Source organism: Pelistega sp. MC2, assembly GCF_900099475.1.
GTDB lineage: Bacteria > Pseudomonadota > Gammaproteobacteria > Burkholderiales > Burkholderiaceae_B > Taylorella > Taylorella indica.
In genome coordinates this window covers 471,659-498,474 of record NZ_LT628275.1, presented here as the reverse complement: position 1 = coordinate 498,474, position 26,816 = coordinate 471,659, and the positions used below count along the sequence as shown (strand labels likewise).

The 26,816-nt window shown below is 38.4% G+C and carries 24 protein-coding genes; 12 read left to right on the top strand and 12 right to left on the bottom strand.

The window, feature by feature from the left end; genetic code table 11:
• Window positions 1–9: 9 nt before the first annotated feature.
• Window positions 10–1,185 carry a nicotinate phosphoribosyltransferase gene (pncB, locus tag BQ4443_RS07845; RefSeq protein WP_023951127.1) on the bottom strand — a complete coding sequence of 392 codons (1,176 nt, stop codon included), beginning with the start codon at window positions 1,183–1,185 and terminating at the stop codon, window positions 10–12.
• Between the two features lie 117 nt (window positions 1,186–1,302).
• On the opposite strand from pncB, the gene fdxA reads away from it, so the two are divergent.
• The 5 genes from fdxA (at window position 1,303) to nth (ending at window position 5,136) form a co-directional block, all read left to right on the top strand.
• Window positions 1,303–1,629, top strand: a complete 327-nt coding sequence (gene fdxA, locus BQ4443_RS07840; RefSeq protein WP_023951125.1) for a ferredoxin FdxA — start codon at window positions 1,303–1,305, stop codon at window positions 1,627–1,629.
• Window positions 1,630–1,637: 8 nt separating this feature from the next.
• Window positions 1,638–2,408, top strand: a complete 771-nt coding sequence (locus BQ4443_RS07835) for a ferredoxin--NADP reductase (RefSeq protein WP_023951123.1) — start codon at window positions 1,638–1,640, stop codon at window positions 2,406–2,408.
• Between the two features lie 134 nt (window positions 2,409–2,542).
• Window positions 2,543–3,781, top strand: coding sequence for a polyhydroxyalkanoate depolymerase (locus tag BQ4443_RS07830; protein WP_023951121.1), 1,239 nt, complete (start codon window positions 2,543–2,545; stop codon window positions 3,779–3,781).
• 23 nt (window positions 3,782–3,804) lie between these two features.
• Window positions 3,805–4,500: an electron transport complex subunit RsxB gene (locus tag BQ4443_RS07825; RefSeq protein ID WP_023951119.1), complete on the top strand. Its 696-nt coding sequence runs from the start codon at window positions 3,805–3,807 to the stop codon at window positions 4,498–4,500.
• A 3-nt stretch (window positions 4,501–4,503) separates the two neighbouring features.
• Window positions 4,504–5,136: an endonuclease III gene (nth, locus tag BQ4443_RS07820; protein ID WP_023951117.1), complete on the top strand. Its 633-nt coding sequence runs from the start codon at window positions 4,504–4,506 to the stop codon at window positions 5,134–5,136.
• Here the strand turns inward: nth and BQ4443_RS07815 are convergent.
• The 4 genes from BQ4443_RS07815 to BQ4443_RS07800 all read right to left on the bottom strand — a co-directional run bounded on the left by BQ4443_RS07815 (window position 5,133) and on the right by BQ4443_RS07800 (window position 9,986).
• Window positions 5,133–5,873, bottom strand: coding sequence for an ABC transporter ATP-binding protein (locus tag BQ4443_RS07815; protein WP_023951115.1), 741 nt, complete (start codon window positions 5,871–5,873; stop codon window positions 5,133–5,135). The two genes, nth and BQ4443_RS07815, sit on opposite strands and share 4 nt — an antisense overlap.
• On the bottom strand, window positions 5,873–7,687 hold the full coding sequence (locus BQ4443_RS07810) for a branched-chain amino acid ABC transporter ATP-binding protein/permease (protein ID WP_071058527.1): 1,815 nt from the start codon (window positions 7,685–7,687) through the stop codon (window positions 5,873–5,875). Before BQ4443_RS07810 ends, BQ4443_RS07815 begins: the two co-directional genes overlap by 1 nt.
• Window positions 7,688–7,690: 3 nt before the next feature.
• The gene (locus tag BQ4443_RS07805; protein ID WP_023950092.1) at window positions 7,691–8,731 is read right to left on the bottom strand and encodes a branched-chain amino acid ABC transporter permease; all 1,041 of its coding nucleotides are present in this window, start codon (window positions 8,729–8,731) and stop codon (window positions 7,691–7,693) included.
• A 79-nt stretch (window positions 8,732–8,810) separates the two neighbouring features.
• On the bottom strand, window positions 8,811–9,986 hold the full coding sequence (locus tag BQ4443_RS07800) for an ABC transporter substrate-binding protein (RefSeq protein WP_023950093.1): 1,176 nt from the start codon (window positions 9,984–9,986) through the stop codon (window positions 8,811–8,813).
• Between the two features lie 263 nt (window positions 9,987–10,249).
• Here BQ4443_RS07800 and BQ4443_RS07795 point away from each other — a divergent pair, with 263 nt between their 5' ends.
• Together BQ4443_RS07795 and BQ4443_RS07790 are read left to right on the top strand one after the other, a co-directional pair.
• Window positions 10,250–10,807, top strand: coding sequence for a septation protein A (locus tag BQ4443_RS07795; protein ID WP_071058526.1), 558 nt, complete (start codon window positions 10,250–10,252; stop codon window positions 10,805–10,807).
• Between the two features lie 49 nt (window positions 10,808–10,856).
• The gene (locus BQ4443_RS07790; RefSeq protein ID WP_071058525.1) at window positions 10,857–11,636 is read left to right on the top strand and encodes a peptidylprolyl isomerase; all 780 of its coding nucleotides are present in this window, start codon (window positions 10,857–10,859) and stop codon (window positions 11,634–11,636) included.
• On the opposite strand, the gene ligA is transcribed toward BQ4443_RS07790, so the two are convergent.
• The 3 genes from ligA to smc are packed head-to-tail and all read right to left on the bottom strand — an operon-like array spanning window position 11,633 to window position 18,253.
• Window positions 11,633–13,660, bottom strand: coding sequence for an NAD-dependent DNA ligase LigA (gene ligA / locus BQ4443_RS07785; RefSeq protein WP_071058524.1), 2,028 nt, complete (start codon window positions 13,658–13,660; stop codon window positions 11,633–11,635). The genes BQ4443_RS07790 and ligA overlap by 4 nt on opposite strands.
• A gap of 6 nt (window positions 13,661–13,666) precedes the next feature.
• Window positions 13,667–14,707, bottom strand: a complete 1,041-nt coding sequence (locus tag BQ4443_RS07780; RefSeq protein ID WP_023950096.1) for a cell division protein ZipA C-terminal FtsZ-binding domain-containing protein — start codon at window positions 14,705–14,707, stop codon at window positions 13,667–13,669.
• Window positions 14,708–14,725: 18 nt separating this feature from the next.
• Window positions 14,726–18,253 (bottom strand): chromosome segregation protein SMC, encoded by a 3,528-nt coding sequence (gene smc / locus BQ4443_RS07775; protein WP_023950097.1) that lies wholly within the window; start codon window positions 18,251–18,253, stop codon window positions 14,726–14,728.
• Between the two features lie 185 nt (window positions 18,254–18,438).
• On the opposite strand from smc, the gene lplT reads away from it, so the two are divergent.
• Entirely contained in the window at window positions 18,439–19,746 is a 1,308-nt protein-coding gene (gene lplT / locus BQ4443_RS07770) for a lysophospholipid transporter LplT (RefSeq protein WP_071058523.1), read from the top strand.
• A gap of 166 nt (window positions 19,747–19,912) precedes the next feature.
• Here the strand turns inward: lplT and BQ4443_RS07765 are convergent, their stop codons facing one another.
• Together BQ4443_RS07765 and tsaB are read right to left on the bottom strand one after the other, a co-directional pair.
• Window positions 19,913–20,875, bottom strand: a complete 963-nt coding sequence (locus tag BQ4443_RS07765) for a uracil-DNA glycosylase (protein WP_081710647.1) — start codon at window positions 20,873–20,875, stop codon at window positions 19,913–19,915.
• 3 nt (window positions 20,876–20,878) lie between these two features.
• Window positions 20,879–22,180 carry a tRNA (adenosine(37)-N6)-threonylcarbamoyltransferase complex dimerization subunit type 1 TsaB gene (gene tsaB, locus BQ4443_RS07760; protein ID WP_071058522.1) on the bottom strand — a complete coding sequence of 434 codons (1,302 nt, stop codon included), beginning with the start codon at window positions 22,178–22,180 and terminating at the stop codon, window positions 20,879–20,881.
• Between the two features lie 361 nt (window positions 22,181–22,541).
• Between tsaB and ompR the strand changes: the two genes are divergently transcribed.
• From ompR to BQ4443_RS07740, 4 genes are all read left to right on the top strand, one after another.
• Window positions 22,542–23,291, top strand: a complete 750-nt coding sequence (gene ompR, locus BQ4443_RS07755; RefSeq protein WP_023950101.1) for an osmolarity response regulator transcription factor OmpR — start codon at window positions 22,542–22,544, stop codon at window positions 23,289–23,291.
• Window positions 23,292–23,293: 2 nt separating this feature from the next.
• On the top strand, window positions 23,294–24,706 hold the full coding sequence (locus BQ4443_RS07750) for an ATP-binding protein (RefSeq protein WP_023950102.1): 1,413 nt from the start codon (window positions 23,294–23,296) through the stop codon (window positions 24,704–24,706).
• 67 nt (window positions 24,707–24,773) lie between these two features.
• Window positions 24,774–25,322, top strand: a complete 549-nt coding sequence (locus BQ4443_RS07745) for a peroxiredoxin (RefSeq protein ID WP_023950103.1) — start codon at window positions 24,774–24,776, stop codon at window positions 25,320–25,322.
• Between the two features lie 99 nt (window positions 25,323–25,421).
• On the top strand, window positions 25,422–25,940 hold the full coding sequence (locus BQ4443_RS07740; RefSeq protein WP_071058521.1) for a carboxymuconolactone decarboxylase family protein: 519 nt from the start codon (window positions 25,422–25,424) through the stop codon (window positions 25,938–25,940).
• A 69-nt stretch (window positions 25,941–26,009) separates the two neighbouring features.
• On the opposite strand, the gene BQ4443_RS12540 is transcribed toward BQ4443_RS07740, so the two are convergent.
• Both BQ4443_RS12540 and BQ4443_RS07735 read right to left on the bottom strand, forming a co-directional pair.
• Window positions 26,010–26,183 carry a hypothetical protein gene (locus BQ4443_RS12540; protein WP_218118037.1) on the bottom strand — a complete coding sequence of 58 codons (174 nt, stop codon included), beginning with the start codon at window positions 26,181–26,183 and terminating at the stop codon, window positions 26,010–26,012.
• A 9-nt stretch (window positions 26,184–26,192) separates the two neighbouring features.
• Window positions 26,193–26,816: a glycosyltransferase family 2 protein gene (locus BQ4443_RS07735; RefSeq protein ID WP_218118036.1), complete on the bottom strand. Its 624-nt coding sequence runs from the start codon at window positions 26,814–26,816 to the stop codon at window positions 26,193–26,195.

Here is a 26,816-nt window from a genome sequence, read left to right as displayed (position 1 = left end):
ACCATATTATTACAATTTAGGTAAATCAAATACATGACGTAGATAACTTAAATACTCTGGATCCACACTCATTGTTTTACCCGGTTCATCAGATACTTTAGCGACAGGCTGCCCATTGCAACGAACCATTTTCATTACAATTTGCAATGCTGGCACACCCATATCATTCGTTAAATTAGTTCCTATACCAAATGAGGTTTTACAACGACCCTCAAAACGTCTAGCAATATCAAGAGCAAGATTAAAATTCAACCCATCAGAGAAAATCAATGTTTTCATGCGAGGATCGACACGATTTAGCTCATAATGACGCAATAATCTTTCACCCCATTCAAAAGGATCGCCAGAGTCATGTCGTGCACCATCAAATAGTTTGCAGAAGAACATATCAAAGTCACGTAAGAACGCATTTAAACCATATACATCTGATAATGCGATTCCTAAATCTCCACGATATTCTTTTGCCCACATCTCAAGAGCAAATACTTGTGAATCTCTTAAACGAGGTCCCAATGCTTGGCAAGCCTGTAGATACTCATGTGCCATTGTACCTAATGGCGTTGTATGAAACTGTTTTGCCAACAATACATTGCTCGTCCCTACAAAATGATTAGGTAGTTTTTCCACCATTGTATTGACAACTTCAGCATGCCAATCCTTAGAGAAACGACGACGTGTACCATAATCAGCAAATTTGAACGATGGAACGTCCGTAGCGGCTAGCACTGTTTCAATTTTTGAAGCCAGACGTTTGCGTCCTTCCGTCCAATCTAAATCTTTGTATTGATTACGGAAATAGACTTCATTAACAATCGCTAAAACAGGAATTTCAAATAAGATGGTATGTAGCCAGGAACCTTTTACTTCAATACTGATTTCACCGTCCTCTTCGCCTTCAGTGATTTGAATACATTTCTCAGGCAAATGAAAAATCCCTAAGAATTCAATAAAATCACCCTTAATAAAACGTAAATTACTAAGGTAATTTAATTCATCCTCAGTAAATTTTAACTGACAAAGATGATGAATTTCCTCACGAATCTCATCCATATAAGGCCTAAGATTCGCTCCTGGCGTGCGACATTTGAATCGATACTCAACTTGAGCACTCGGGAATTGATGCAATACCACTTGCATCATACTAAATTTGTATAAATCTGTATCTAATAATGAAGTAATAATCATAAAACGTTCCTATTTTTTAATACCTTATCATAGCTTTAGGGTTTTAAGCACTTTATTCTCAAAGATTGGTTAAAATTAAGAATTATTTATTAGAAATTTTTTTGGAATCCAAACAAAATGACTCATGTAGTAACCGAAAACTGCATTAAATGTAAATATACCGACTGTGTTGACGTCTGTCCTGTTGACTGTTTTAAAGAAGGTCCAAATTTTTTAGTGATTGACCCTGATGAATGTATTGACTGTGGTGTTTGTGTGCCAGAATGTCCAGCAAATGCTATTTTTGCTGAGGAAGATGTTCCTAGCGACCAAATACATTTTATTAAAATCAATGCAGAATTAACACCTACTTTTGGAATGATTAATCGTTCTAAAAAACCACTTGAAGATGCCGACAAGTGGAACAATGTCCCAGATAAACTTCAATATTTAGAAAAACCATAACTTTGAGTATGACCACTGAACAACGCTATACAAAAGAACATGTAACGCATATTAAACATTGGGCGAATAATAAGCTTTTCTCTATTACTACGACACGTTCGCCTGAGTTTACATTCAAACCGGGTCAATTTACTCGTTTAGGTTTACCTGAAAATGCAGGGGATGAACCTAGCATCTGGCGTGGTTTTTCTATGGTAAATGCTGTTGATGCACCACATTTGGAGTTTTATGCAGTAGTTGTTCCTGATGGTCAATTCAGCCCTAGGCTAGCTCAGTTAAACGTAGGAGATACCATTTATATTGATAAATCCCCTATTGGTTTTTTAACCCTAGATAATTTTCCTAATGGTGGAAAAAGTCTATGGCTATTAGCAACTGGAACTGGTCTTTCTGCCTATTTATCTATTCTGCAAGATCCAAAAACATGGCAACTATTTGATAACATCATTCTTTGTCATGGTGTACGTTTTGTTGATGAGTTAAGCTACCAAGAATTAATCCATTCATGGCAACAAACATGGGGTAAGCGTTTTGTATATTTACCTTTACCAACTCGTGAAGCTTATCAGGACTTACCTCAACAGCGCTTAACGACTCTTATTGAACAGGATCAGCTAGCCAACCTTGCTGGGATTAACTTGGATCCACAAAATAGTTGTGTCATGCTATGCGGTAATCCCGATATGTTAGCTGAAGCCAGAAAATTATTAGGTGATAGAGGATTTGCCACTGGTCGACGTGGCAATATTGGTAACCTTGCTGTCGAAAAGTATTGGTAAACCATGCAACCTCCTCTTAATATTTGTGCTGCCAACAAAGTTATCACTATTCAATAACGTCTTAACTTTGTTTAATATTTTGTACAAATTTTTGGGTTAATATTTAACAATCGTATTCTTTTTAAGGAATCTAAATGCTTTATACATTGCATGAAATGGGTAAACAAGGGATGGCTCCTTTTGTTGCACTATCAACATGGTGGTCTCAATTATTCTCTAGCCCATTTAGCCCATATTCCTATATACCAAATGCTCGTCAAATATCAGCCGGATTTGACTTACTCTATCGTTTAGGCAAAGATTATGAAAAACCCGCCTGGGGAATTTCAGAAGTGACTGTTGGTGATACAACCGCACAAGTGACTGAAGAAGTAACGATTAACCGACCTTTCTGTCGCCTTGTTCACTTTAAACGCAGTGCCACCAAAAATCCAAATGGTGATCCTATTGTTATCGTGGTAGCACCATTATCTGGTCACCATGCTACTCTACTACGTGACACTGTGCAAACCATGTTGCAATCATTTGATGTGTATGTGACTGACTGGGTTGATGCACGTATGGTGCCTCTTTCTGCAGGTCCTTTCCATCTTGATGATTATGTCCAATACATCATTGATTTTATCCATGCATTGGGTCCTAATACACATATCATGTCTGTATGCCAACCAACGGTTCCTGTATTAGGTGCTGTATCTCTAATGGCTAGCAATAATGATCCTATTCAAGTCAAAAGTATGGTGATGATGGGAGGTCCTTTGGATGCTCGCAAATCACCAACATCTGTAAATGGTCTTGCTAACGAAAAATCATACACATGGTTTGAAACTAAACTAATCCACCGTGTTCCATCACGCTATCCCGGTCATGATCGCTTAGTTTACCCAGGTTTCTTACAACACGCTGGGTTTGTCGCCATGAACCCTGACCGTCATATGCAATCACATTACGATTATTATCTAGACTTAATGAAAGGTAATAATATGGGTGCCGACCATCACCGTAAATTCTATGATGAATATAATGCTGTTCTCGACTTACCAGCTGAATTTTACTTGGATACTATTAAAGTCGTTTTCCAAGAATTCCAACTTCCTTTAGGTACATGGCACGTCAAGGGTCAACTAGTTGAACCAGCCAAAATTACTCGAGCTCACTTACTTACTATTGAAGGTGAACTAGACGATATTACAGGAAAAGGTCAAACTCAAGTAGCATTAGATATGTGTCAAGGTATTCCTGAGGATCATAAACAAAGTTTTATTGTAGAGAAAGCTGGTCACTATGGTATTTTCTCCGGTGGACGTTGGCGTAATAAAGTCTTTCCTGTCGTGGAGGAATTTATTAATAAAGCTGATCAGACTGTTAAATAAATCTATAGGACTTGTTTGTCACAATGAGTCAATCACCTAAGATTCTGATTCAACAAATTGATGCGATCTTACCACAAACACAATGTACAAAATGTGGTTACGACGGCTGTTTACCTTATGCCACCGCCATCGCCAATGGAGAGGCAGCGATTAATCGTTGCCCCCCCGGTGGTGAAACAGGTATTGAAAAATTAGCGAATTTATTACATCAAGCCCCTATCCCACTAGATTCTAGCTGTGGAGAAACAACTCCTCTACACTGGGCGGTTATTGATGAAGCTCACTGTATTGGCTGTACATTATGTATTCAAGCTTGTCCTGTAGATGCCATTATTGGTGCTAATAAATTCATGCATACTGTTGTTTCAGACCTTTGTTCTGGTTGTGAGCTATGTATTCCAGTCTGTCCTGTAGATTGTATTCAATTAGTACCTGCGCCCAAAGAATGGTCAAGCCAAGATTCAGCAGCCGCAAGAATCCGTCATCAACAACGAGCAAAACGTCTCGCAACTCTTCATGAAGAAGAGGAACAACGCTTAAATCAACATTCGTCACGGCCTGCTGATATTTTAGCGACAGCTGATGCAGCATCTGAGAAGCTACACGCTAATGATAAGCAATCGGGCATTCTAGAGAACAATCAAAATGCGAGCTCTGCCAAATCTGCTGCAATTGCCATGGCTTTGGCCCGGGCTAGAGCTCGTCGCCGTCCTGAGTAACGTATGAATAAGCAAAAACGTGCTGAAATCTTTGCTCGCTTTCAAGCGGCTAACCCAAACCCAACAACAGAATTAGAATATGAAAATCCCTTTCAGTTGTTGATTGCCGTCATTCTATCGGCACAGGCTACCGACAAATCAGTAAATATCGCTACCCGTCCCATATTCGCCACCTGTAAAACTGCACAAGATATACTGGATATGGGGCTAGAAAAATTTACGGAAGCCATTCGCCGAATTGGTTTATATAAAACCAAAGCAAGCAATGTGTTAAAAACGTGTGAAATCTTAGTGCAGCAATATCATGGTGAAGTGCCGCACACGAGAGAACAGTTGGAAGCACTACCAGGTGTAGGACGAAAAACAGCCAATGTAATACTAAATACTGCCTTCGGACAATTAACAATGGCAGTAGATACTCATATTTTTAGGGTATCTAATCGAACAGGTATTGCGCCCGGTAAAACTGTACTAGAAGTCGAAAAGCAATTACTCAAATTTGTTCCAAAAGAATATTTGCTAAACGCTCATCATTGGCTAATTTTACACGGACGCTATATTTGTCTTGCTCGTAAGCCTAAATGTCCTAATTGCTCTATTAACGACTTATGTGACTACAAGCAAAAAACCGTTTAAGACTTACCTAAGCCTAAATAACTTTCAATAACAGCAGGGTCATTGATTAAGTTTTTGCTCGGTCCTTGCAGCGTCACCTCTCCCATTTCAAGTACATATGCATAATCTGCCACTTGTAAGGCAGAGCGTGCATTTTGTTCAACCAATAAAATGGATACACCTGTCTCACGTAATCGCATAATGATATGGAAAATTTCACGTACGATTAATGGAGCAAGACCTAAACTTGGCTCATCTAGCATTAATACCTTAGGTTTAGCCATCAAGGCACGACCAACTGCCAGCATCTGGCGTTCGCCACCAGATAAGGTGCCTGCCAATTGTTTTTGACGCTCTTTAAGGCGAGGGAATAATGCATATACCTCATCCAACGTATCTTGCCAAGAACAATCACGTTTTAAATAACGACGAAAACCACCTAATAAAAGATTGTCTTGCACACTCATACTAGAAAATAACTCTCTTTTTTCGGGTACTAGACTAATCCCATTTATCATCCGTGTTTCAACGCGATCAATAGTAATATCTTCACCTTGATAAAATACCTGTCCTTCGGTCTTACCCGCTGAGGCTAATGAACCCATAATAGAATTCAATAAAGTAGACTTACCGGCACCATTAGCCCCAATAACAGTAACTACTTGCCCCTCATCTAACCGTAGATTGACATCACTCAGTGCATGTATCTTGCCATATTGAGTAGAAAGACTTTTAGTCTCTAATAACACCTTACTCATTACTTGGCCTCCATATCTAATACATCATCCATACCACCTAAGTAAGCCTCAATAACAGCTGGATGTTTCTGAATTTGTTCTGGTGTACCGTCAGCAATATATGTACCAAAATCCATCACAACTAAATGATTAGTGAGTTTCATCACAAAATCCATATCATGCTCTACAAGAAGAATACTCATCCCCTCTTCTCGCAATACTTTTAAAACAGCCGCTAAATCTTGCTTTTCTTTGTAGCGTAGCCCCGCTGCCGCCTCATCTAATAATAACAACACAGGGTCTAAAGCTAACGCACGAGCAATCTCGACAATACGTTGTTTACCAAGCGCAAGATTACCGGCTTTTTCATATAAACAATCAGCCAAGCCCACACGTTCACATTGACGTTTTGCCTCATTTAACAATGCAGATTCACTTTCTCTTTCAAGATGTAATAAGCTACTCACCACACCAGAATTTGCTCGTAAATGCGCTCCTAAAGCAACATTCTCAAGTACGGTCATGTTTGGCAATAATTGCACATGTTGGAAAGTTCGTCCAATACCTAATTGAGAAATCTGACGAGCAGATAAAGCAGAAATATCCTGCCCCATAAAACGTACTGCACCAGATGTTAGCGGTAGTACTCCTGTGACCAAGTTAAATGTTGTACTTTTACCTGCTCCATTAGGACCAATTAATCCAACAATTTCACCTGCTTTTACTTTAAAACTAATATCATTAACGGCAACTAGTCCACCAAACTCTTTACGTATTTTATCTACATCAAGTACCACATCTCCTTTTTCAGGACGTGGGCGTTGCGTTAACGCTGGTGCTTGCTCATTAAAACGTAAATTAGTATTGACTGACGCGGTTTTATCACCAAAGATTTTATTCACACCACGAGCCAAGATTGGCCATAAACCATCTCGAGCATGATGCAAAATCAGCACCATCATAATTCCAAAAATAACAATTTCAACATTAACCTTTTCATCAAAGAAATAAGGTGTATATGCCTGAATTTGATCACGTAAAATAATAACTAGCGCAGCTCCTAAAATAGCTCCCCAGATACTAACAGAACCTCCAATAACGGCCATAAATAGATATTCAATGCCATAATTCAATCCAAATGTACTAGGGCTCACAGCACGTTGTTCATGTGCATATAACCAACCAGCAATACTTGCCAATAGGGCAGCATAAACGAAAGAAATCATTTTATAGTGTTGCGTATTAACACCGAATGACTCTGCCATTGACGCCCCACTTTTTAATGACCGAATCGCTCGACCAGTACGTGAATTCAACAAGTTCAAACTTAAACAAATAGCAATCAGAACTACAATCCAAATAAGATAATAAATAGAGCGTGCTTTTAATAATGAGTAGCCAAATACCTCTATGGAGACAATACCAGGAATACCGTCATGACGGCCTAAAAAGTCCATATTACCAAATAAGTAAAAGAATATTAGTCCAAGTGCAATCGTACCTAATGGTAAAAAATGACCTGATAATCGCAATGTAATTTGTCCCAATACATAAGCCACTACAAAAGCGATACATAGCCCCGCCAACAATCCTATCCAAGGTGAATAACCAAGGATAGTGCTTAAATAAGCAGTTGCATAAGCCCCCATCCCAACAAAGGCAGCTTGACCAAACGAAGTCATCCCCGCCACACCTGTCAAGATGACTAATCCCACCACGACCAAAGAAGCAATACCGATAGTATTTAACTGATTAATCCAGAACTCCGGCGTAGCTGGTATCAATGGAATAATGGCTAATAGTGCAATAAAAATCCCTATAACTAGTCGTTGCATCACTTACTCCTCCTCGTCATGATGAGTAATAGACAATGAACGCACTAACAGCACTGGCAATATTAATGTAAACACAATCACTTCTTTATAATCTGATGCCCAAAATGTACTAAAGGCCTCAATGATACCAACACCTATCGCACCCACAGCAGCAATTGGATAGCTTACCAATCCCCCAATAATTGCACCAACAAAACCTTTTAATCCAATCATAAAGCCTGTTTCATAAGTAATTTGAATAAATGAAACAAGCATAATCCCAGCCAAAACACCGACAAAAGCTGTTAACCAAAATGTCAGATGCCCAGACAAAGAGGTACTAATTCCTAATAGCCGAGCACCTCGACGATTTACAGCCGTTGCCCTTAATGCCTTACCTATCAGCGTAAAACCAAATAGTGCCCATAGGCCAAAAATTGTCACTAATGCCATACCAATAACAAATAAACTTTGATAACGCCAAGTGAGCCCTAAAAAGTCCACTTCACCATCAAAGAATGGCTCTGATACTAACCATCCCTCGGCACCAAACAACACCAAACCTGTTCCCACAAAGGCAAAATGTAAAGCAATGGAAATAATCAATAAAGTCAATACACTCGCTTCGGCCACTGGCTCATACACTAAACGATATACCATAGGACCGAGAGGGACGACAATAATTAAGGTCAATAACGCCTTAATCCATAAGTTAGGCTCTTGCGCTAGGATAAGCGGCGTCACATACATGATAAGTAACGGGAGAGCCACAAAAAACAAAAAGCTTTGCCATAGTTTTAAACCATGCTTACCTTTGAAGTAAAAATAAAGCTCTTTGATAAAAATAATTCCCCCCATTATCGGTAATAAATAAATCGTTTGGGGGACTTGATTACTTGCCATCATGGCAAATGATAAAGCACCAAAGGAAACAAACTCGCCTTGGGCAATAAAAATAATTCGGGTTACTGCAAATACTAACACTAGTGCAACTGCCATCAACGCATAAATGACACCAGTGACCAGACCGTCTTGTATTAAGATTTTTGCTATCGACCAATCCATGGGTTTCTCAAATAAAATAACAATCTTAGGCACTATATGGCGTCATAAGCACCTAAGATTGTTTAATCACATCAAAAAATTATTTCAATAAGTCAGGCTGGTAAATCCATTTACCGTCTTTTACTTTTACTATTACACGAGCTCTTTCATCCAAGCCTGCATGATCCTTATCTGACATATTAAAGATACCATGAGCGCCTTTGACGTTTTTAATTTGCTCTAAAGCATCACGTACAGCGGCACGGAATTCTGGTGTTCCAGGTTTTAAACCAGCCTTGATTGCATTAGGTACTGCGGCATTAATTAAAGCAGCAGCATCCCACATATGACCACCAAATACATTCACTGATTCAGCACCAAATTTATCACCATATAATTTTGTATATTCTAAACCAACATCTTTAACTGGGTGAGAATCCTCTAATTGTGCCGCTACCATCATTGGACCTACAGGAAGAATAACATCTTCACACGCTTTAGCACACACACGTAAAAAATCATTATTAGCAGAGCCATGAGTATGGAACACTTGGCCTTTGAAGCCACGTTGTTTTAATTCACGTTGTGGTAAAGCGCCGGGTGTACCAGCAGTGGCTACTAGCACAGCATCTGGTTTAGCCGCAATAATTTTCATTACTTGGCCAGTTACACTCGTATCGGTACGAGCAAAACTCTCAGAGGCTACGATTTTAATATCTGTGCCTTGTAGGGCGGCTGTCATTTCTTTTAACCAACCCTGTCCATAAGCATCAGCAAAACCAATGATACCTAATGTTTTTATACCTAATTTAAGCATAGACGCTTTAAGCGCAGCTGCCATTAAGCTATCGTTTTGAGCCGTCTTGAAAGCCCATTTTCTAGCACCTTCTAAAGGTGTAACCACTACAGCATTACCATTTAAGCTAATTAAAGGAACTTTTGTTTCTGCGGCTACATCTACTAACCCTAAAGAAGCGGCTGTAACAGTACTACCTACCATAATATCGATATTGTTTTCGGAGATAAGTTTACGCATATTACGTACTGCATTTGCTGTATCTGTCGCATCATCTAGCACAACATAGTTAATCGTGACGTCACCGTCTAATTTCTTAGCCACAACATCCACTGTATTTTTTTCTGGAATACCTAAAGATGCTGCTGGACCCGTTGCGGACACAGAAACGCCCACATTAACTGTCTGCTGAGCATATACTGCACTCACCAAAGCCATCATTGATACGGCACTAAAGGCACGTAATGTAAATTTTTTCATACTTATACTCCGATACTATAGGTAAATTAAGTAACAATAGTTTGAATTTAAAAAATGCTTAGTTATAACTATAGCTATTTTTTTCATCTGTTGCTAATAGTGAAACTACTAGGAAAAAATAATGACAATCTTTTTATAATAACAACAATTTATAAACAAGACGGTCAAACATATTCTGAAACAACTATACCAACCTTTCAAACGGCAGTACATACTTTTTGTTTATAATGGTAAATTATTAATATAAAAAGCTATTTGTTCCTATGAAAAAACTGTTATTTGATTTTTTACCCCTTGTGCTATTTTTTATCGCCTTAAAAGTAGGCGATATCTATCTCGCCACATGGGTAGCCATAGGAGCAGCTATTGCACAGATTATTTGGTTAAAGCTTACCAATAAAAATATTGAAGGCTCAACATGGTTAAGTCTATTTATTATTGTCATCTTTGGAGGAGCTACTATTTATCTAAAAGATGAGACTTTTATCAAATGGAAGCCAACCGTTCTTTATTGGTTATTTGGACTAATTCTGATTTTTGGTAAATTACTATTCAATAAGAATTATATTCAAACACTGATGAAATCACAGATTACTATGCCAGAGATTGCATGGACAAAAATGAATTACAGTTGGGCTATTTTTTTCATCATAGTTGGCTTACTCAATCTTTATGTCGCTTTTTCAGGCCACTTTACTACTGATCAATGGGGAACCTTTAAAGTATTTGGCACAACAATTTTATTAATCATATTTGCCGTTGGTCAATCACTGTGGTTAAACAAATATATGCAAATACCTGATAGTTCCCAAAAAGGATAATGCTTAAAAACGCCATAAAATCTAGTGTTTAGCCAGTAAGGATAGTTATATGAACAAAATTTTTTTAGTGATTGCATTATGTTTAAGTAATTCTGTATTTGCTCAAAATGTTGCTACCATTAATGGCAATCCTATCACCAAAGATGAATTAGATAGCACCTTAAAATCCTTGCGCTTAAAAAATGCTAGTGCCGAACAACGTCAAGCAGTCCTTAATGAGTTGATTAGTAGAGATGTTCTTGTTCTAGAGGCTAAAAAACAAGGAATTGACAAAAAAGAATCCATTAAAATGGCGATTGAAACCGCTCGCAAAGAGATTCTCATCAATAGTCTCTTGCAAGACTGGAGCGAGAAAAACAAAATCACGGCTGATGACATCAAAAAAGCCTATGATGAAACCATCAAATCACAAGAAGGCAAGAAAGAATATAAAGTCAGACATATCTTAGTGAAAGATGAAGCTAAAGCACTAGAGCTTAGTGAGAATATCAAAGCAAACAAAATAAGTTTTGAAGATGCTGCTATCAAAGAATCCATAGACCAAGGATCCGCTAAAAAAGGCGGCGACCTAGGATGGGCTAACCCTGAAATGTTCTTACCTGAATTTGGTCAGGCTATTCAAATGGCTCACAAGGGAGAGATGACCGCTCCGGTAAAATCTCAATACGGTTATCATCTTATTATTGTGGATGATTTACGTCCAATAGCGTTACCTTCTTTACAAGAAGCCACACCTGAAATTCAACGTATTCTAACGCAAAAGAAAATGCTGGAATATGTCGAAAAATTACGTAGTAAAACAAAAATCGTTATTTCCGATGAAAATTAATGTTGTGCCAATAACCCTCTAAGCTCAGCTTCATCAATAACCTTGATACCTAGGGTTTGTGCTTTTTCTAATTTAGAACCTGCATCACTACCAGCTACAACATAATCCGTTTTCTTTGAAACAGAGCCACTCACTTTACCCCCTGCTTGGATAATATACTGAGACGCCTCTTCACGCTTCCATGTGGGTAATGTTCCGGTAATGACAAACGTTTTCCCTACTATCGCATCATTGGTATTACTTGCCAACTGCACATCTTGTACAGTTAACCCTGCTTCAAACAAGGCAGCTATAACATCTTTATTATGCTGTTCGGCAAAAAACTTAGCAATTGATGCAGCCACTATAGGACCCACATCATTAACAGCTAGTAAGTCGTCCATACTAGCACTAGCTAAATTATCCAATCGCTTAAAGGCATTGGCTAAATCTCGAGCAGTAGATTCTCCAACATGTCGAATACCCAAAGAGTAAATTAATCGTTCAAGGCTAGTATGCTTACTTTTCTCAATCGCTGCAATTAAATTCTCTGCCGATTTTCTCCCCATTCTTTCCAAGAGAATTAGCTTTTCAACAGATAATTTATAAACATCAGCAATAGAATGAATACAATCAGTATCAACCAACTGTTCAACCAATTTTTCACCTAGACCATCAATATTCAACGCTTTTCGGCTGACAGCATGGATAATGCTTTGTTTACGCTGTGCTTCACAAAATAGCCCGCCAGAACAACGCGATACAGACTCATCTGGTAAACGCTCAACGGCTGAACCACAAACAGGGCAATGCGTAACCATCACAAATGGTTGAGCAAAAATAGGGCGATACTCTGGTAATGAACGTACTACCTCAGGAATTACATCCCCTGCACGCCTCACAATAACAGTATCACCTATCCATACATCTTTTCGTTTGATTTCATCTTCATTATGCAATGTTGCATTGGTAATGGTAACACCACCTACAAAAACCGGTCGAAGACGTGCCACAGGTGTTAATGCACCTGTTCTACCTACCTGAATATCAATACTTTCAACAATAGTTTGAGCTTCTTCAGCAGGAAATTTATGTGCAACAGCAAATCGTGGCGCACGTGACACAAAACCCAACGTCTGCTGTTGCAACAAACTATTTACCTTATACACTACACCATCAATATCAAAAGGCAATGTGTTACGTGTTTGTGCAATATGCTCAAAAAACTGGTATAGACCTTCGCTACCCTTAACAACTCGTCTTTCTTTGGCAACAACAAAACCAAGACTAGCTAAATAATCTAATCTTTCGGATTGTGTCTGACCTATATCAAGATCTCCTTTAATTTCACCCCAGCCATATGCAAAAAAACGCAATGGCCTTTTAGCAGTTAATCGTGGATCTAACTGGCGTAAACTACCTGCAGCGGCATTACGAGGATTAACAAAGGTCTTTTCTCCCAATGATAATTGCCGTTGATTTAACATTAAAAAATCTTGGCGATTCATTAATATTTCACCACGTACTTCCAACACATCTGGAGAGACATTATTTAAGACTAAAGGCACTGATTTCATGGTTCGTACATTAGCTGTCACATCCTCGCCCACAAAACCATCACCACGAGTCGCAGCATGAATTAATTTACCCTTCTCATAACGTAAACTAATCGCTAATCCATCAAATTTTAATTCACAGTTATATTCAACCTCTTGAGCATTGCCTAATAAACCAGCATCAACCAAGCCATCACGTACTCTTTTGTCAAAACTATTTAATTCTTCACGTGAAAAAACATTACCTAGCGAAAGCATTGCTTGTGCATGCTTGATTTGAGCAAATTCACTTAAAGGTGCGCCACCTACCCTTTGTGTAGGTGAATCAGGTGTAACTAATTCTGGATGAGCCTTCTCTAACTCAATTAATTGACGCATCAATGCATCATACTCAAAATCAGAGATAGTAGGCTCATCTTTTACATAATAGGCATAATCATGGCGACGAATTTCTTGTCGCAATTGTTCCAGTTGAAATTGAATATCCATGCTTAATTAGCTAAATAATCGCATTGCTCTTTCTGAACCAGCTGCAAAACCTTTTCTTTCTAAATCAGCATATACTTCAGCTAATTGTTTATCCATCACTTCAATCACAGGATTGTTTGGCGTTAATGGTTGCCCCTGATCATCAACCACTTCAGCATTTAAGGCTTTTGCTAATTCAAAAGCCGCTTTACTTAGTCTAGTAAATGGTTGATCGACTGGTTGACTATTTGGTACGTCAATCAATAATTCTACAAAATCTACGCCTGCAGAACGCACTTCTGAACTTAACTCACCACCTAACAGCAATAAGAATAAAGGCTTACCATTTTCATGTAAACGCACATGACCCGCACCATATTCTACATAACCTAGACGGTGTGCAATTGCTAAAATAGCTTTAACTGGTTGTGCACCTTCTAAACGTAATCGCATCCCTACTTGAGCTTCAGAACTACCACACAACTCATCTAAATCAACTGCACGACGTAATGTTTCTTCTTTATTAGCAAGCTCAATTGTTCCATCAAACGCTTGTGCAATATTGTCTGCAAAGACCACTGCCCTATCCCATTCTTCAAGACGAAGAGGACCACTACGGTTAGCTAATAAAATAGCCATTTGCAATGAGCTATAAATCTCGTTGGGTTGTAAACGTACACGATTATAGCCGTCTGATGTTTCTGCGAAATAACGGATAGGCTTTTGACCCGTAACTTTTAAGGGCTGCAGATGGCTAATTAACTGAGAACCTAAGACAGGCGTGTGAAAACGGATATCAAACACTGCCTCACATAATGGGTCAGGCGACTCATCATCATGTGTTTGCGACGCTGAGGTAACAGTCATATTATCAACATTAAATACAGGCTCATCATATTCAGTTGGATTAATAGCATGAATACCCTGCATCAGAGCGTCATGCTCATTTGTCGGAAATTGCTCTTTTATGCGCTCTTGAGCTTTTTTCTCTTGCCACCAGTTATAGCCTATAACACCTAAAATTGCTAATAACCCTAATACTACAATACTAATCTGCAGACTTGACATATCATTCCTAAATACTAATTACGCATCACCCATTAGTTTAACAGCAGAATCAATATCTACTGCAACAATTCGTGAAACCCCTTGTTCTTGCATAGTAACACCAACCAATTGTTTTGCCATTTGCATAGCAATTTTATTATGAGAAATAAATAAAAACTGTGTTTGATCACTCATACTTGAAACTAAATTTGCATATCGCTCTGTATTTGCATCATCTAATGGTGCATCTACCTCATCTAGCAAACAGAAAGGTGCAGGGTTTAGTTTAAATAGTGCAAATACTAATGCTGTCGCTGTTAATGCTTTTTCACCACCAGATAACAAATGAATAGTACTATTACGTTTTCCTGGCGGTTGTGCCATTACCTGTACCCCAGCATCTAATATTTCATCCCCTGTCATTCTCAGTTTTGCTTCCCCTCCTCCAAATAGACGAGGGAACATTTCACCAAAATGAGCATTCACTTGGTTAAAGGTGTCTTGTAACAATTCTCGTGTTTCTTTATCAATTTTACGTATCGCTTCTTCTAATGTATGAATAGCTTCTCGTAAATCATTATGTTGCTCATCCAAGAATGTTTTACGCTGACGTGCTTCATTAAGCTCATCCAAAGCAGCTAAATTGACAGCACCTAACGCATCAATTTGTCGCGTAATTCGTTGAACTTCTGATTGTAACCAAGTTACTTTTTGCCAATTATCATCTAATTCTTTCAATTCTGCTCGTAAAGTATCACGATCAACTTCTTGAATATTTAACTGTTCTGAGAATTGCTCTACCGCTAAACGTGCTGCCTGCTCTTCCAGTTGCAATTGCATAATTTTAGCGCGGAAAGGATCTAAAGACTGTTCAATTTTTAGACGTCTCTCATCACTTTCACGTAAACTTGCCGCCAAATTATCTAAATTAACTCGCGCATCATTAAGTAAGGCACTTTTTTCTGCCTGAATAACTAATGCATCTTGCAACCCAGAACGAGTCGCCTCTTCATCAAATTCAAACAATTCAGCTTCTAAGTTTTCTAATTCAAATTTAGCTTGATCTGTCTGGCTTTTTGACAAATCTCGGTTACGCCTTAATTCCTCTTGGCGAGATTTTAAACTTCTTTGGCTAAATTCAATTTCTTGTATTTGACGCTCAGATTCTCTAATTTTGTTTCTTAAGGCGTCTGTTTTAGCCGAGATATCCTCTCCTTGCAACTGAACTTCAGCGTATTTTTCTTGCTCTTGAGCCAAGGTTGTGTCTAGCGCTTCAAACTTTTCTTCACACTCAAGCAAAATAGCATTTAACTCCTCTGTCTGAGTATGAATATCTTCTAAATCTTGAGAGAGTCGTTTTGCTAATGTAGTAGATTGATCTACACGACTTTGCATCTGTGTATACGCTAATTGAATATCATGCACAGAACGCGTCAATGTAGCGACTTGTTGCCTAGCCGGAACCAAGGACTGATTCACTTGTTGATAGGTTTGTTCAGATCTCAAAGAGGCATCAAAAGATTGATCAGCCTTTAATTGAGCCGCACGGATTTCTTTTTGAAGATTCTCAATTTCTTGCTGACGAGCTAGCATGCCTGCTTGTTCAGACTCTGCTGCATAAAAATATACGCCATAGGCGTCTACCATATGCCCCTCTTTAACCACAAAATGACAACCATCTTTCAGTTGTGAACGCATTTTTAGGGCTGTTGATAAATCATTCGCAATATAGACCCCATCTAACCATTGATTGAGCAATAATTTAAGATCAGTATCATTCACTTTAATCAATGATGCTAAATTCGTCCAATTTGTCGAAAAATTAACCGTCTGAATTGAGCCATTCTTACTATAAAACGCTAAGCGTGCTGGAGGTGAATCAGTAGCAAAACCGGCTACCATATCCAAATTATGAACTTGCAAAGCCGTCATTTTTTCACGCAAAACAGCTTCCAAAGCCGTTTCCCATCCTGACTCAATATGAATGGCTTGCCATAATCGATTAAATCCAGTCAGCTCATATTTTTTAAGCCATGGTTCTAAAGTACCTTTGGACTGCACATCCTCTTGAAGAGCAACCAAAGCATTTAATCGTGCCTCTAATTTGGCTAAATGTTGTGCCTCTTCTTGTGCATGTTGCTGCATACTGGCACGCTGTTCATCTGCGCTTTGTAACGCCGCTTCAGTTTCAATTAATTTTTCCTGTGCAATCGCTAAGTTTTCTTGGGCGATTTCTCGCTCCGACTCTAACTCTTCTAATTTGTCATGTTCAGGTACATCTAAACTACGTTTTTCTTGTTCTAAACGCTCTTTACGAACATCTAATGCTTGCAATTGACGACTTACATCTTGTTGTTGTTGTCCAATAAGGGCTAAATTTTGTTCAATACCAGTCAAGGCAAAACGCATCGCTTCTCTTTCTTTATTCGCTATCTTTACCTCATCCTCTAAGGTAGGCAAGGAAGCACGCAGTTCATCTTCTTGATATTTTGCCTCTTCAAGACGCTCTACACCAACGGCTAACTCCTCTTCTATTTGTGTAATTTGCTCATCACAGTGATTATATTGGTCTTGCCATTCCTGAATTTTGGCATTCAATTGAGTCTTACGTGAGCCTAAGCGATTTCGTGAATCCACTACATGCCGTATTTCTGTTTCTAGACGACTAACTTGGGTATTCGCTTCATAAAAATGTGTTTGCGCTTGATGCACCAAATCACTCGCCTGATAATGAGCCTGCCTGCGGGACTCTACTTCACTTTCAATAGCTCTTAACTCTGCCATTGATCCCTCAAGCTCTGTTTGTGCCGCTTCAATTTCTAAGGCTTTACGTTGCTGATCCTGTTTGGCATTTTCCTCTCGGTTTAACCAAAGAGCAAATTGCTTTTTCTCTCCTTCTTGCTGCAACTGTCGGTAGCGTCCTGCTACTTCTGCCTGTGACTCTAATTTTTCTAATTGTTTTTCAAGCTCGGTCTGAATATCCTCTACACGTAATAAATTTTCATGTGTATCTGCTAAGCGATTTTCTGTTTCGCGACGACGTTCTTTATAACGAGACACACCAGCTGCCTCTTCTAAATACACCCTTAACTCTTCTGGCTTTGCCTCAATCAGACGATTAATCATGCCTTGCCCGATAATAGCGTAACCTCTGGCACCTAACCCAGTACCCAAAAAGATATCATGAACATCTCGACGACGGACTTGTTGATTATTAATAAAATAACTGCTTGTTCCGTCTCGAGTAAGCACACGCCTTACAGCAATTTCAGAATAAACACTCCATTGCCCAACCGCTCTTCCTTCAGAGTTATCAAATACTAATTCAACTGCAGCCCTACCGGCAGGTTTACGATTTCCAGACCCATTAAAAATAACGTCTTGCATGGACTCACCACGCAACTCGGACGCTTTGGTCTCTCCTAATACCCAGCGTACAGCATCTATAATATTCGATTTACCACAACCATTAGGTCCCACAACACCAACTAACTGACTAGGGACAGGAATGACTGTAGAATCCACAAAGGATTTAAAACCAGATAATTTAATTTGAGTTAAACGCACAACAAACCATTAAAATAAGTAGCAAATTTCAGATAAAAGTGATTTATATCTCACTAGAGGAACCGAAAACAATATAATAACCTAGCTAAAGGAAGAATAAGTCAATAAAAGACCCTCCCTTAAAACAATTTACATTCATTTTTTTACGTTACTCATTAACATACAAAAACAACAGTGGGGAAGTTTTGAAAAAAGGTTTTTTTACAGTAATGATCGCACAGGCATTATCATCTCTTGCAGATAATGCTTTATTTATTGCGGCAATCGCATTGATTCATCAACTTTCCGGACCTGCTTGGTTAGACTCTGCTCTCAAATGGGCATTTGCCGCCTCTTACGTCGCACTGGCTGCTTTTGTAGGCGCTTTTGCTGATACCTTCCCAAAAGGTAAGGTAATGTTCTTTACCAATTCTATCAAAATTCTTGGCTGTATGTTGATGTTTGTTTCTGGGCATTTAGCCAATCAAGACCCAGCATTACAAACATTTATTATTTGTTTAGCCTATGCTCTAGTAGGTATTGGTGCTGCCGCCTATTCTCCGGCAAAATATGGCATTGTAACTGAATTACTGCCACCCAAAGATTTAGTCAAAGGCAATAGCTGGATTGAAGGTCTCACCGTATTATCTATTATTTTTGGATTTGTCTTAGGGGGATTTTTGATCAAAGACCAAGTTGTAGATTGGTTTTTACAATTCCCTGCGTTCCAACCCTTTAAAGATACGCCTGCTGAAATTGCCATTATTATCATTGGTTTTATTTATATTGCAGCAGCAGTGACAAATTTACTCATCCCTAAAACAAATTTTATTTATCCGAAACAGCCTAAAAACCCCATTATCTTATTAGGTTCTTTTGCTAACTATGTTAAAGTCCTATGGCAAGATAAGTTAGGACAAATCTCACTAGCAGTTACCACTCTATTTTGGGGAGCTGGCGCTGTCATTCAATTAGTTGTTCTCAAATGGGGAACAGACCATTTAGGACTCGATGTCTCTGCTTCTGCCAATTTAATGGGGGTTGCAGCAATAGGTACTATTATAGGTGCTGTCCTTGCTGGTAAAGTTCCATTAGATAAAGCAATTTCCGTTCTTCCCATAGGTGTTGTCATGGGTTTTGCTGTTATGTTGATGGTACTTGTAAAACAAACATGGGCTGTTTATGGTGTCTTAATTCTTATTGGAGGTCTTTCTGGCTTCTTTGTCGTACCCATGAATGCCTTATTACAACATCGTGGTCATGTATTACTCTCAGCAGGTCACTCAATTGCCGTACAAAACTTTAATGAACAGTTAAATATTCTGTTCATGGTGCTAGTCTATGGTTTTATGGTGAGTTTAGGATTACACATTAATACCATTATTATTTTATTTGGTCTCTTAGTAGCAGTATTGATGTACTTACTTATCTTGTTATGCAAATACAATCAACGCAAATATCCTCAAGCATTTGATGAAATTGGAGAGTCTTGCCACGGTAAAGCGACTCATTAACTCACTAATATCGCCCTTCCCTAACCATATCAATAAATAAAAAAAGCTATTTCTATATCCAATAGAAATAGCTTTTTTCTTGGATAGCCCTAACGGTATTATTGTTGACAGTCTAAGACAACGACTTGTTAGCGATATCGCTGATTCATGTTAATGATATAACTTATTAAACTAATGCATAAAACTGATGCAAATCTTGCCAAATATCTTGTTTTAAACGCGCATTGCTTAACGCTAAACTTGGGTGACAACTAATAAAAACAGGGATGACCCTATTCTCTAACGGAAAGCTCCATTGCTGTTGCCGTAATGTTTCAATCGCTGTCTGTGGTTGATCTAAAAATGATTGTGCAGTTCTTGTACCTAGTAGCCAAATACAACTTGGTTGAACTAGCTGAATTTGTGCTTGTAAAAACGGAGCTAACTGTGTATAGCGTTCTGGGGCAACTTCATCTCGTGCATGATATTTTAATAAACTAGTAATAGTTACATTATGCTTATCTAAACCAATTGATTGAAGAATATTTACTAAGAGTTCACCACAAGCACCCGAAAATACTTGTTTCTCAAGAACATCATTGATACCTGGCATTTCCTCAATAATCATCAATTTGGAAGAATTATCTCCCAATTGACCAAAAAGAATATCTGCCTCACTAGCGACAACTTGCTTCTCTATATAAAAAGCACTTAACTCTGCTTGCAAAGCATCCCATGTTTTTGCATGAATTAATGGTGCTTGATAATCTTTTAATGCTTCATTTTCTTGAACTCTGCGGCGCGATTGTTGATGAATACGCTTTTGTAATGAAGACTGAATTTCACTTAACACTTTTGATTGTTCATTATGTTGCCGCCCAGATTTCGTCTGGTTTTCAGCAGATGCTCTTTTTATCAAAGGAACCGCACTTGTTTGCTCTAACGGCACTGAGTTATGATCAGCCTTATCATGAATAACACCAACTGCGCCCCCTTCCATTGCTTTATCTTTTGCTAAACCTGTAGTACTCGGTGTTACTACTTGAGCGCTTGTTGGTGTTAAGTTTTTTCCCCAAAGCATGGAAATACCAAGCTCTTGTATCCATAATGATTGCAAATGTGTAATGGGAACTTCAGGATTCATGGACATACCTTATCTTAACGTTTTTTGCAGTACTAAGGCATTTTCTTTTTGATTGGATGCCGTTGAATAATAATTTTTACGCATACCGATTTGTTCATACTCAAATTTTTGGTATAAACGCTGAGCATGCGTATTTGATTCCCTAACTTCTAATAATTGCACCTTGGGCATCGTATCTTGGTATTGTATATAAATTTCTAACCATTCTAATAATAGACTACCAATCCCTTTTTGTTGCAGAGTTGGTGCTACAGAAATAGTCATTAGATTCACTACTTCTGGGTCAACCAATTGAATAGCATAAGCTAAGAGTTCATCCTCTGAATTAATCAATGCCCAAAGTCTATAGTTTAGGTGCAAAAAACCCGCCATAAACATACCTTCAGTCCAAGGATTACCTTGTGTTTGATTTTCGATTGCTATCACGGCTGGCAAATCACTTCTTAATAACGGGCGAATCCAATAATTATTCTCTTTCAATTGCTCAACGAGTCTAAATAATCGTTGTTGTAATGGCGTAAATTCTGGTAGGGCTATTTTGGGATTACCCCCCATCCCAGCTTCCCTTTCCTCTGTCGTAAACGCCACTTTATCGCGCAAATAGAGAGGAACAAGCTCAGTTAATGATAGCCCCCCCTGTGTTTTTAATTTTCTTGCACCTAACCTCACCAATGTATCGGCTGTTGCCCATTGTGCATTACCTTTTAACCAACGACCACCTATCTCCCATAAAAAACTGTCTGGATAAGCTTCCATAGCATTACCCGCTAAACAAATTTTAGTGGCTTCTGGTTTTTTTTGATAAAGCAAACACCATGCATCGAATTGTTGATTAATCCACTCCTGTACATCAGTCACCTGCATAAGTGTTGCAGAAACAATAGGATTTTCTTGAACTTGTTTTGCTTTAACATCATAAACAGCTAAATAGACCTCATGCATACGAGCATCTAAAGCAACTACCATAAAGCCATCATCAATATAAGGCAAAGATAATTCCGCAGTAGCCTCCAACGAAGAGACAGGGACAACTGGTATATCCAACCCTAACGCTAACCCTTGAGCTAAACCACAAGCCACTCTAAGACCTGTAAATCCTCCTGGCCCTTGGGAAAATACGATGCCATCAATAGACTGCCTATCTAAAGAAGCCTGTGCCAATAACTCATCTAACATAGGTAAAATTTGTTCTGAGTTATTTCTTTCTAGATCAGAAATACGCTGATATATGACATTTTTTTGATTATTATCAATCAACAAAGCGACACTAGCACTAGTATTAGCGTTATCAATTGCGATATAGTTTGTCATATTCTCTCATTACTTATTGCATATAAAGCTTTATTTTATCAGATAGCACTGAACAAGAGCTTGGTTTTATGGTGCTTATCTGATGAATAGCAAAATTTATTAGGCTCAAAAAATAAGCACCTCTAATAATGATTTTCATTTATAGCAATAGCATAGTAGAATAAGCGAATTTTAAGCAAAATAGACTGCAATAGAGATATTTTACAAGCAAATTAACTAATTTAATCATTAATAGAACAAATAAATTTCAGATTTCAGACTATTACGATAATCTGATATTTAACTTTTAGGGATAGCAAATAAATTTTTTTTTATGTAACATTGTATCAGTTACATATTTGATACTTTCGAAATATACATTATGCAAAATACTACAACTGTTCTACCTCGAAAACTTCTTGTAATTGATGATGACCCTCGTTTAAGAGATTTATTACGACGTTATTTATCAGAACAAGGATTTGCTGTTCAAATTGCAGAGGACGGCAAAGAAATGTTAAAAGCGACACAGCGTGAACATTTTGATCTTTATATTTTAGATGTTATGCTTCCCGGAGAAGACGGTCTCTCCATATGTCGTCGAATCCGTGGAGCTGGAGATACCACTCCTGTCATCATGCTAACTGCCAAATCCGAAGATATCGATCGAATTCTTGGCTTAGAGATGGGTGCTGATGATTATCTAACGAAACCTTTTAATCCTAGAGAATTATTAGCTCGTATCAATGCCGTTTTACGTCGTCAACAAATTGAAGAGCACCCTGGCGCACCTAGCCAAGAATCCGAAATTATTAATTTTGGCCCATATACTCTTAACTTATCCACAAGGACACTAACCAAAAGTGGAGAGCTTATTCCTATTACCACTGGTGAGTTTTCTGTTCTAAAAGTATTTGCCCGTAATCCTCGTGAACCTATGTCTCGAGATAAATTAATGGAATTAGCACGTGGTCGCGAATATGAAGCTTTTGACAGAAGTTTAGACGTACAAATCTCGCGCCTTCGTAAGTTATTAGAGCCGAACCCAGCAAAGCCAATGTATATCCAAACCGTCTGGGGGCTAGGTTATGTTTTTGTGCCTGATGCTGATGTTGGTATCACTCAAGCATAGCTATGTCCTCCAGATTTTGGTCTCATTCATTTCAAAAAATCGTCTATAAATTAAGGCTTGGTCTTTTCGGTCGAGCCTTTCTCATCCTATTCACAATTTTATTTGGAAGCATTTCTCTCTGGCTATTTTTTTTCCTACTTGCTCAACAAGAACCAAGAGCAATCCAACTAGCCGAAAAAGCTGCCACCGTCTATCGCTTAACAGATCGAATTTTTCGCTCTTCCTCTCCAGAACGGATTCCTACGTTACTTGAGGAACTATTCACCATTAGTGATACCAAAGTCAATACTTATCATAAGCAAGATAACTATACTCCCTTACCTCCAATACAATTTTGGAATATTGTGGCATCTCATCTTAATAAAGATCTTGGTCTAAAAGACAATTTAGTACTAGCTTATGAGGTTAATGGTGAACAAGACTTATGGATAAAATTTCAGACGGAAAATGGGCTTAACTATTGGCTAAGAATTGACACCTCTCATTTTAAAACAGATTTGGCTGGTGAATGGCTCTATTGGACACTCCTTGCTGCCTTTTTATCACTTATTGGCTCTGCATTCATTGCCTTTTTTGTTCATACACCAATTAAACGAATTACTGAAGTTGTAAAAGACGTTAGTTATGGAAAAATACCTGACGAACTCCCCGAAGACAAAGGTCCAGCCGAACTACGTCTACTATATGGCGATCTCAACCGTATGGTGAGAGAATTGCAACAAGCAGAAAGCGATAGACAGTTAATGCTTGCTGGGATCTCTCATGATTTACGCACGCCATTAGCACGGATTCGTTTAGAAATAGAGCTAAATAAAGTAAGTGAGGAATCTAAACAAGCCATTGATGCAGATTTAGATCAGATTCATCAATTTATTAATCAAATTATTGACTATGCACGCCCTATTAATATTGAGAATATTTCTCCCATAAATGTGAGCGAGGCATTAAATCAAATATGCAGCATTGAGAAAGTCTATACCGAAGAACTAAAAGGACAATTTAGCTATCATATAGCAGATAATTTATTTGCTCGCATTTCTGAAATAAATCTAAAACGTATTGTTGGTAATATCATTGAAAATGCTCGACGTTACGGTCGAGATCATGATGGCAAACTAGATATTCAAGTAAAAGCTTTTAGTCGACATTTTATGTTATACATTGATATAAAAGATCAAGGTAAAGGCATTGATGCCAAAGATATAAAAAAGATTTTAAAACCATTCTGGCGAGGTAACCAAGCACGCACAGGTGTCAATGGCTCAGGTTTGGGCTTACCTATCTGTGAACGCTTATTATCTGCTGTTGGTGGGAAGTTACGTTTTTTGCAAAATAAGCCAAATGGGCTAATATGCAGGATAGAAATTCCCTTAACCATTAATAAAAATAATCAATTAGACAATCATTTACAATAGCTATAGAATATTAAACATCAACTAAGTCATAACGACTTTTTTTTAATTAACCGATAAAGGACTTAAGATGAAAACAGTTGGCGATAAATTAGAAGCATTTAAAGTAATTGGTGTTAAACCAGGCTTTAATAATCACGAAGAAAATGGTGTTTCCGCTTTTGAAGACATTACTGAGAGCTCATTCCCAGGCAAATGGAAAATCATTTATTTTTACCCTAAAGATTTCACATTCGTTTGCCCTACAGAAATCGTAGGGTTCAACAATCTTGCTAAAGATTTTGAAGATCGTGATGCTGTATTAATGGGTGGTTCAGTAGATAACGAGTTTTGTAAATTAGCATGGCGTCGTGATCACAAAGATTTAGATCGTTTAGGTCACTACCAATTCTCTGATACAACAGGTTCTTTAATTGACCAATTAGGTATCCGTGAAAAAAGTGCTGGTGTTGCTTTACGTGCAACTTTCATTGTTGACCCAGACAACGTTATCCAACACGTTTCTGTAAATAACCTAAACGTTGGCCGTAGCCCTGAAGAAGTTTTACGTATTCTAGATGGTTTACAAACTGACGAATTATGCCCTTGCAACCGTGCTGCAGGTGGTGAAACTCTATAATTAGCTTTATAGATAGACATATAGCTATGGGACCCAGCTTGCTATATGCTGGGTCTTTTTGTATCTAATGTGAACTCAAACATCTAAGAGGTAGGTAAAATGGAATTTTTAACAGCAATCAAAAATGAAGTCCCCGACTGGGCAAAAGACATTCGTTTGAATATTGATGGTACCATTGCTCGTTCTTCTTTAAAACCAGAAGATGCTATTGGTGTCGCGTTAGCAGCCGCTTACGCAGCTAAAAGTACATTTTTAGTGGAGCAATTCAAACAGGGTCTCAGCCCAGAAGATATTAATGGTGTCTTAACAGCAGCCGCATTAATGGGCATGAATAATGCTTACTATCCCTTTACGGAAATGAGTGGGGATGAGCAATTACGCACACTACCCGCTAAATTGCGCATGAACGCTTATGCCAGCCATGGCGGTATCGAAAAAGCGCGTTTCGAAATTTTTGGTTTAGCGGCTTCTATTATTGGTAAGTGCCATTTCTGCGTAAAATCACATTACGATGGTGCAAAAGCTGCTGGCCTTACAGTTGAACAATTACAAGATGTCGGCCGTATTGCTTCTGTAGTAAATGCAACGGCACAAGTACTAGCAGCACAAGGTAAATAATTTACGGAACTTACGCTTACTTCGCTCGCTCATTTATTAGTTCGAGCGAAGTAATACTCCCTCAATGACCTATAATCTCTCAGGATAAAACGGCATTATTCCTGCTGTTTCAACATTTAAGATAGATTTTAGTCCCAGCAAACGATTGACAATTTCTGCCGTCACCTCTTCAGCTTTTTCCAAATCATTCTTGCTCACCCGTTGTTCTACCTGATTAAACAAAGCGGTATCTAATAAATACAAAGCATGCGCTTAAGAATGACAAAGATGCTTAACTCCGGGTTCCTGCTCTCCAAAGAGTGTTCCGACAACACTGCAACGTGTAAATGCAATACCTAGAGCTCCATCTTCACCCCCAAGACGACGGAACAGTTCATGGTGAGGGAAACCTCCTGCTGCTATAAAAGCACTACGTCGGAATACCATATTCCCTCCCACTGTCATTTCTAAAGTTTGCCAAGCTTTAGCAAAATTAGGATGTGTCTGATAATGTGTTGGCAAATTGATCGGATATAGTTTTAAACGAACTAAACTGATATAAGCATATTTCTGAAAAACCATGTATGCAGCACTTAAAGCTCCATAATCATATTCATCATCTGCATCTAAGAACGCTAGTATATCCGCATCACTTTGCATGGCTCCCCAGTTCCGTGCTTGTGCAACACCACTATTTTTAGGCATTGATAATAAACGCACCTGTGTATATTGATGAGCCAGTTTTTGCATGATCAATGAACTGTTATCTGTTGAACCATCATCCACAATAATAACGTGACGCACTTCTTTTTGCTGTAGTGCACTAGACACAGCTTGTGCCAAAGTCACCTCATCGTTATAACAAGGAATTACAACATCTAACGTTAATTTATTCAT

Coding starts and splice junctions, on each gene's coding strand:
- pncB (WP_023951127.1), bottom strand. CDS start 1,185: ATGATTATTACTTCATTATTAGATACAGATTTATACAAATTTAGTATG.
- fdxA (WP_023951125.1), top strand. CDS start 1,303: ATGACTCATGTAGTAACCGAAAACTGCATTAAATGTAAATATACCGAC.
- BQ4443_RS07835 (WP_023951123.1), top strand. CDS start 1,638: ATGACCACTGAACAACGCTATACAAAAGAACATGTAACGCATATTAAA.
- BQ4443_RS07830 (WP_023951121.1), top strand. CDS start 2,543: ATGCTTTATACATTGCATGAAATGGGTAAACAAGGGATGGCTCCTTTT.
- BQ4443_RS07825 (WP_023951119.1), top strand. CDS start 3,805: ATGAGTCAATCACCTAAGATTCTGATTCAACAAATTGATGCGATCTTA.
- nth (WP_023951117.1), top strand. CDS start 4,504: ATGAATAAGCAAAAACGTGCTGAAATCTTTGCTCGCTTTCAAGCGGCT.
- BQ4443_RS07815 (WP_023951115.1), bottom strand. CDS start 5,873: ATGAGTAAGGTGTTATTAGAGACTAAAAGTCTTTCTACTCAATATGGC.
- BQ4443_RS07810 (WP_071058527.1), bottom strand. CDS start 7,687: ATGCAACGACTAGTTATAGGGATTTTTATTGCACTATTAGCCATTATT.
- BQ4443_RS07805 (WP_023950092.1), bottom strand. CDS start 8,731: ATGGATTGGTCGATAGCAAAAATCTTAATACAAGACGGTCTGGTCACT.
- BQ4443_RS07800 (WP_023950093.1), bottom strand. CDS start 9,986: ATGAAAAAATTTACATTACGTGCCTTTAGTGCCGTATCAATGATGGCT.
- BQ4443_RS07795 (WP_071058526.1), top strand. CDS start 10,250: ATGAAAAAACTGTTATTTGATTTTTTACCCCTTGTGCTATTTTTTATC.
- BQ4443_RS07790 (WP_071058525.1), top strand. CDS start 10,857: ATGAACAAAATTTTTTTAGTGATTGCATTATGTTTAAGTAATTCTGTA.
- ligA (WP_071058524.1), bottom strand. CDS start 13,660: ATGGATATTCAATTTCAACTGGAACAATTGCGACAAGAAATTCGTCGC.
- BQ4443_RS07780 (WP_023950096.1), bottom strand. CDS start 14,707: ATGTCAAGTCTGCAGATTAGTATTGTAGTATTAGGGTTATTAGCAATT.
- BQ4443_RS07765 (WP_081710647.1), bottom strand. CDS start 20,875: ATGTCCATGAATCCTGAAGTTCCCATTACACATTTGCAATCATTATGG.
- tsaB (WP_071058522.1), bottom strand. CDS start 22,180: ATGACAAACTATATCGCAATTGATAACGCTAATACTAGTGCTAGTGTC.
- ompR (WP_023950101.1), top strand. CDS start 22,542: ATGCAAAATACTACAACTGTTCTACCTCGAAAACTTCTTGTAATTGAT.
- BQ4443_RS07750 (WP_023950102.1), top strand. CDS start 23,294: ATGTCCTCCAGATTTTGGTCTCATTCATTTCAAAAAATCGTCTATAAA.
- BQ4443_RS07745 (WP_023950103.1), top strand. CDS start 24,774: ATGAAAACAGTTGGCGATAAATTAGAAGCATTTAAAGTAATTGGTGTT.
- BQ4443_RS07740 (WP_071058521.1), top strand. CDS start 25,422: ATGGAATTTTTAACAGCAATCAAAAATGAAGTCCCCGACTGGGCAAAA.
- BQ4443_RS07735 (WP_218118036.1), bottom strand. CDS start 26,816: ATGAATAAATTAACGTTAGATGTTGTAATTCCTTGTTATAACGATGAG.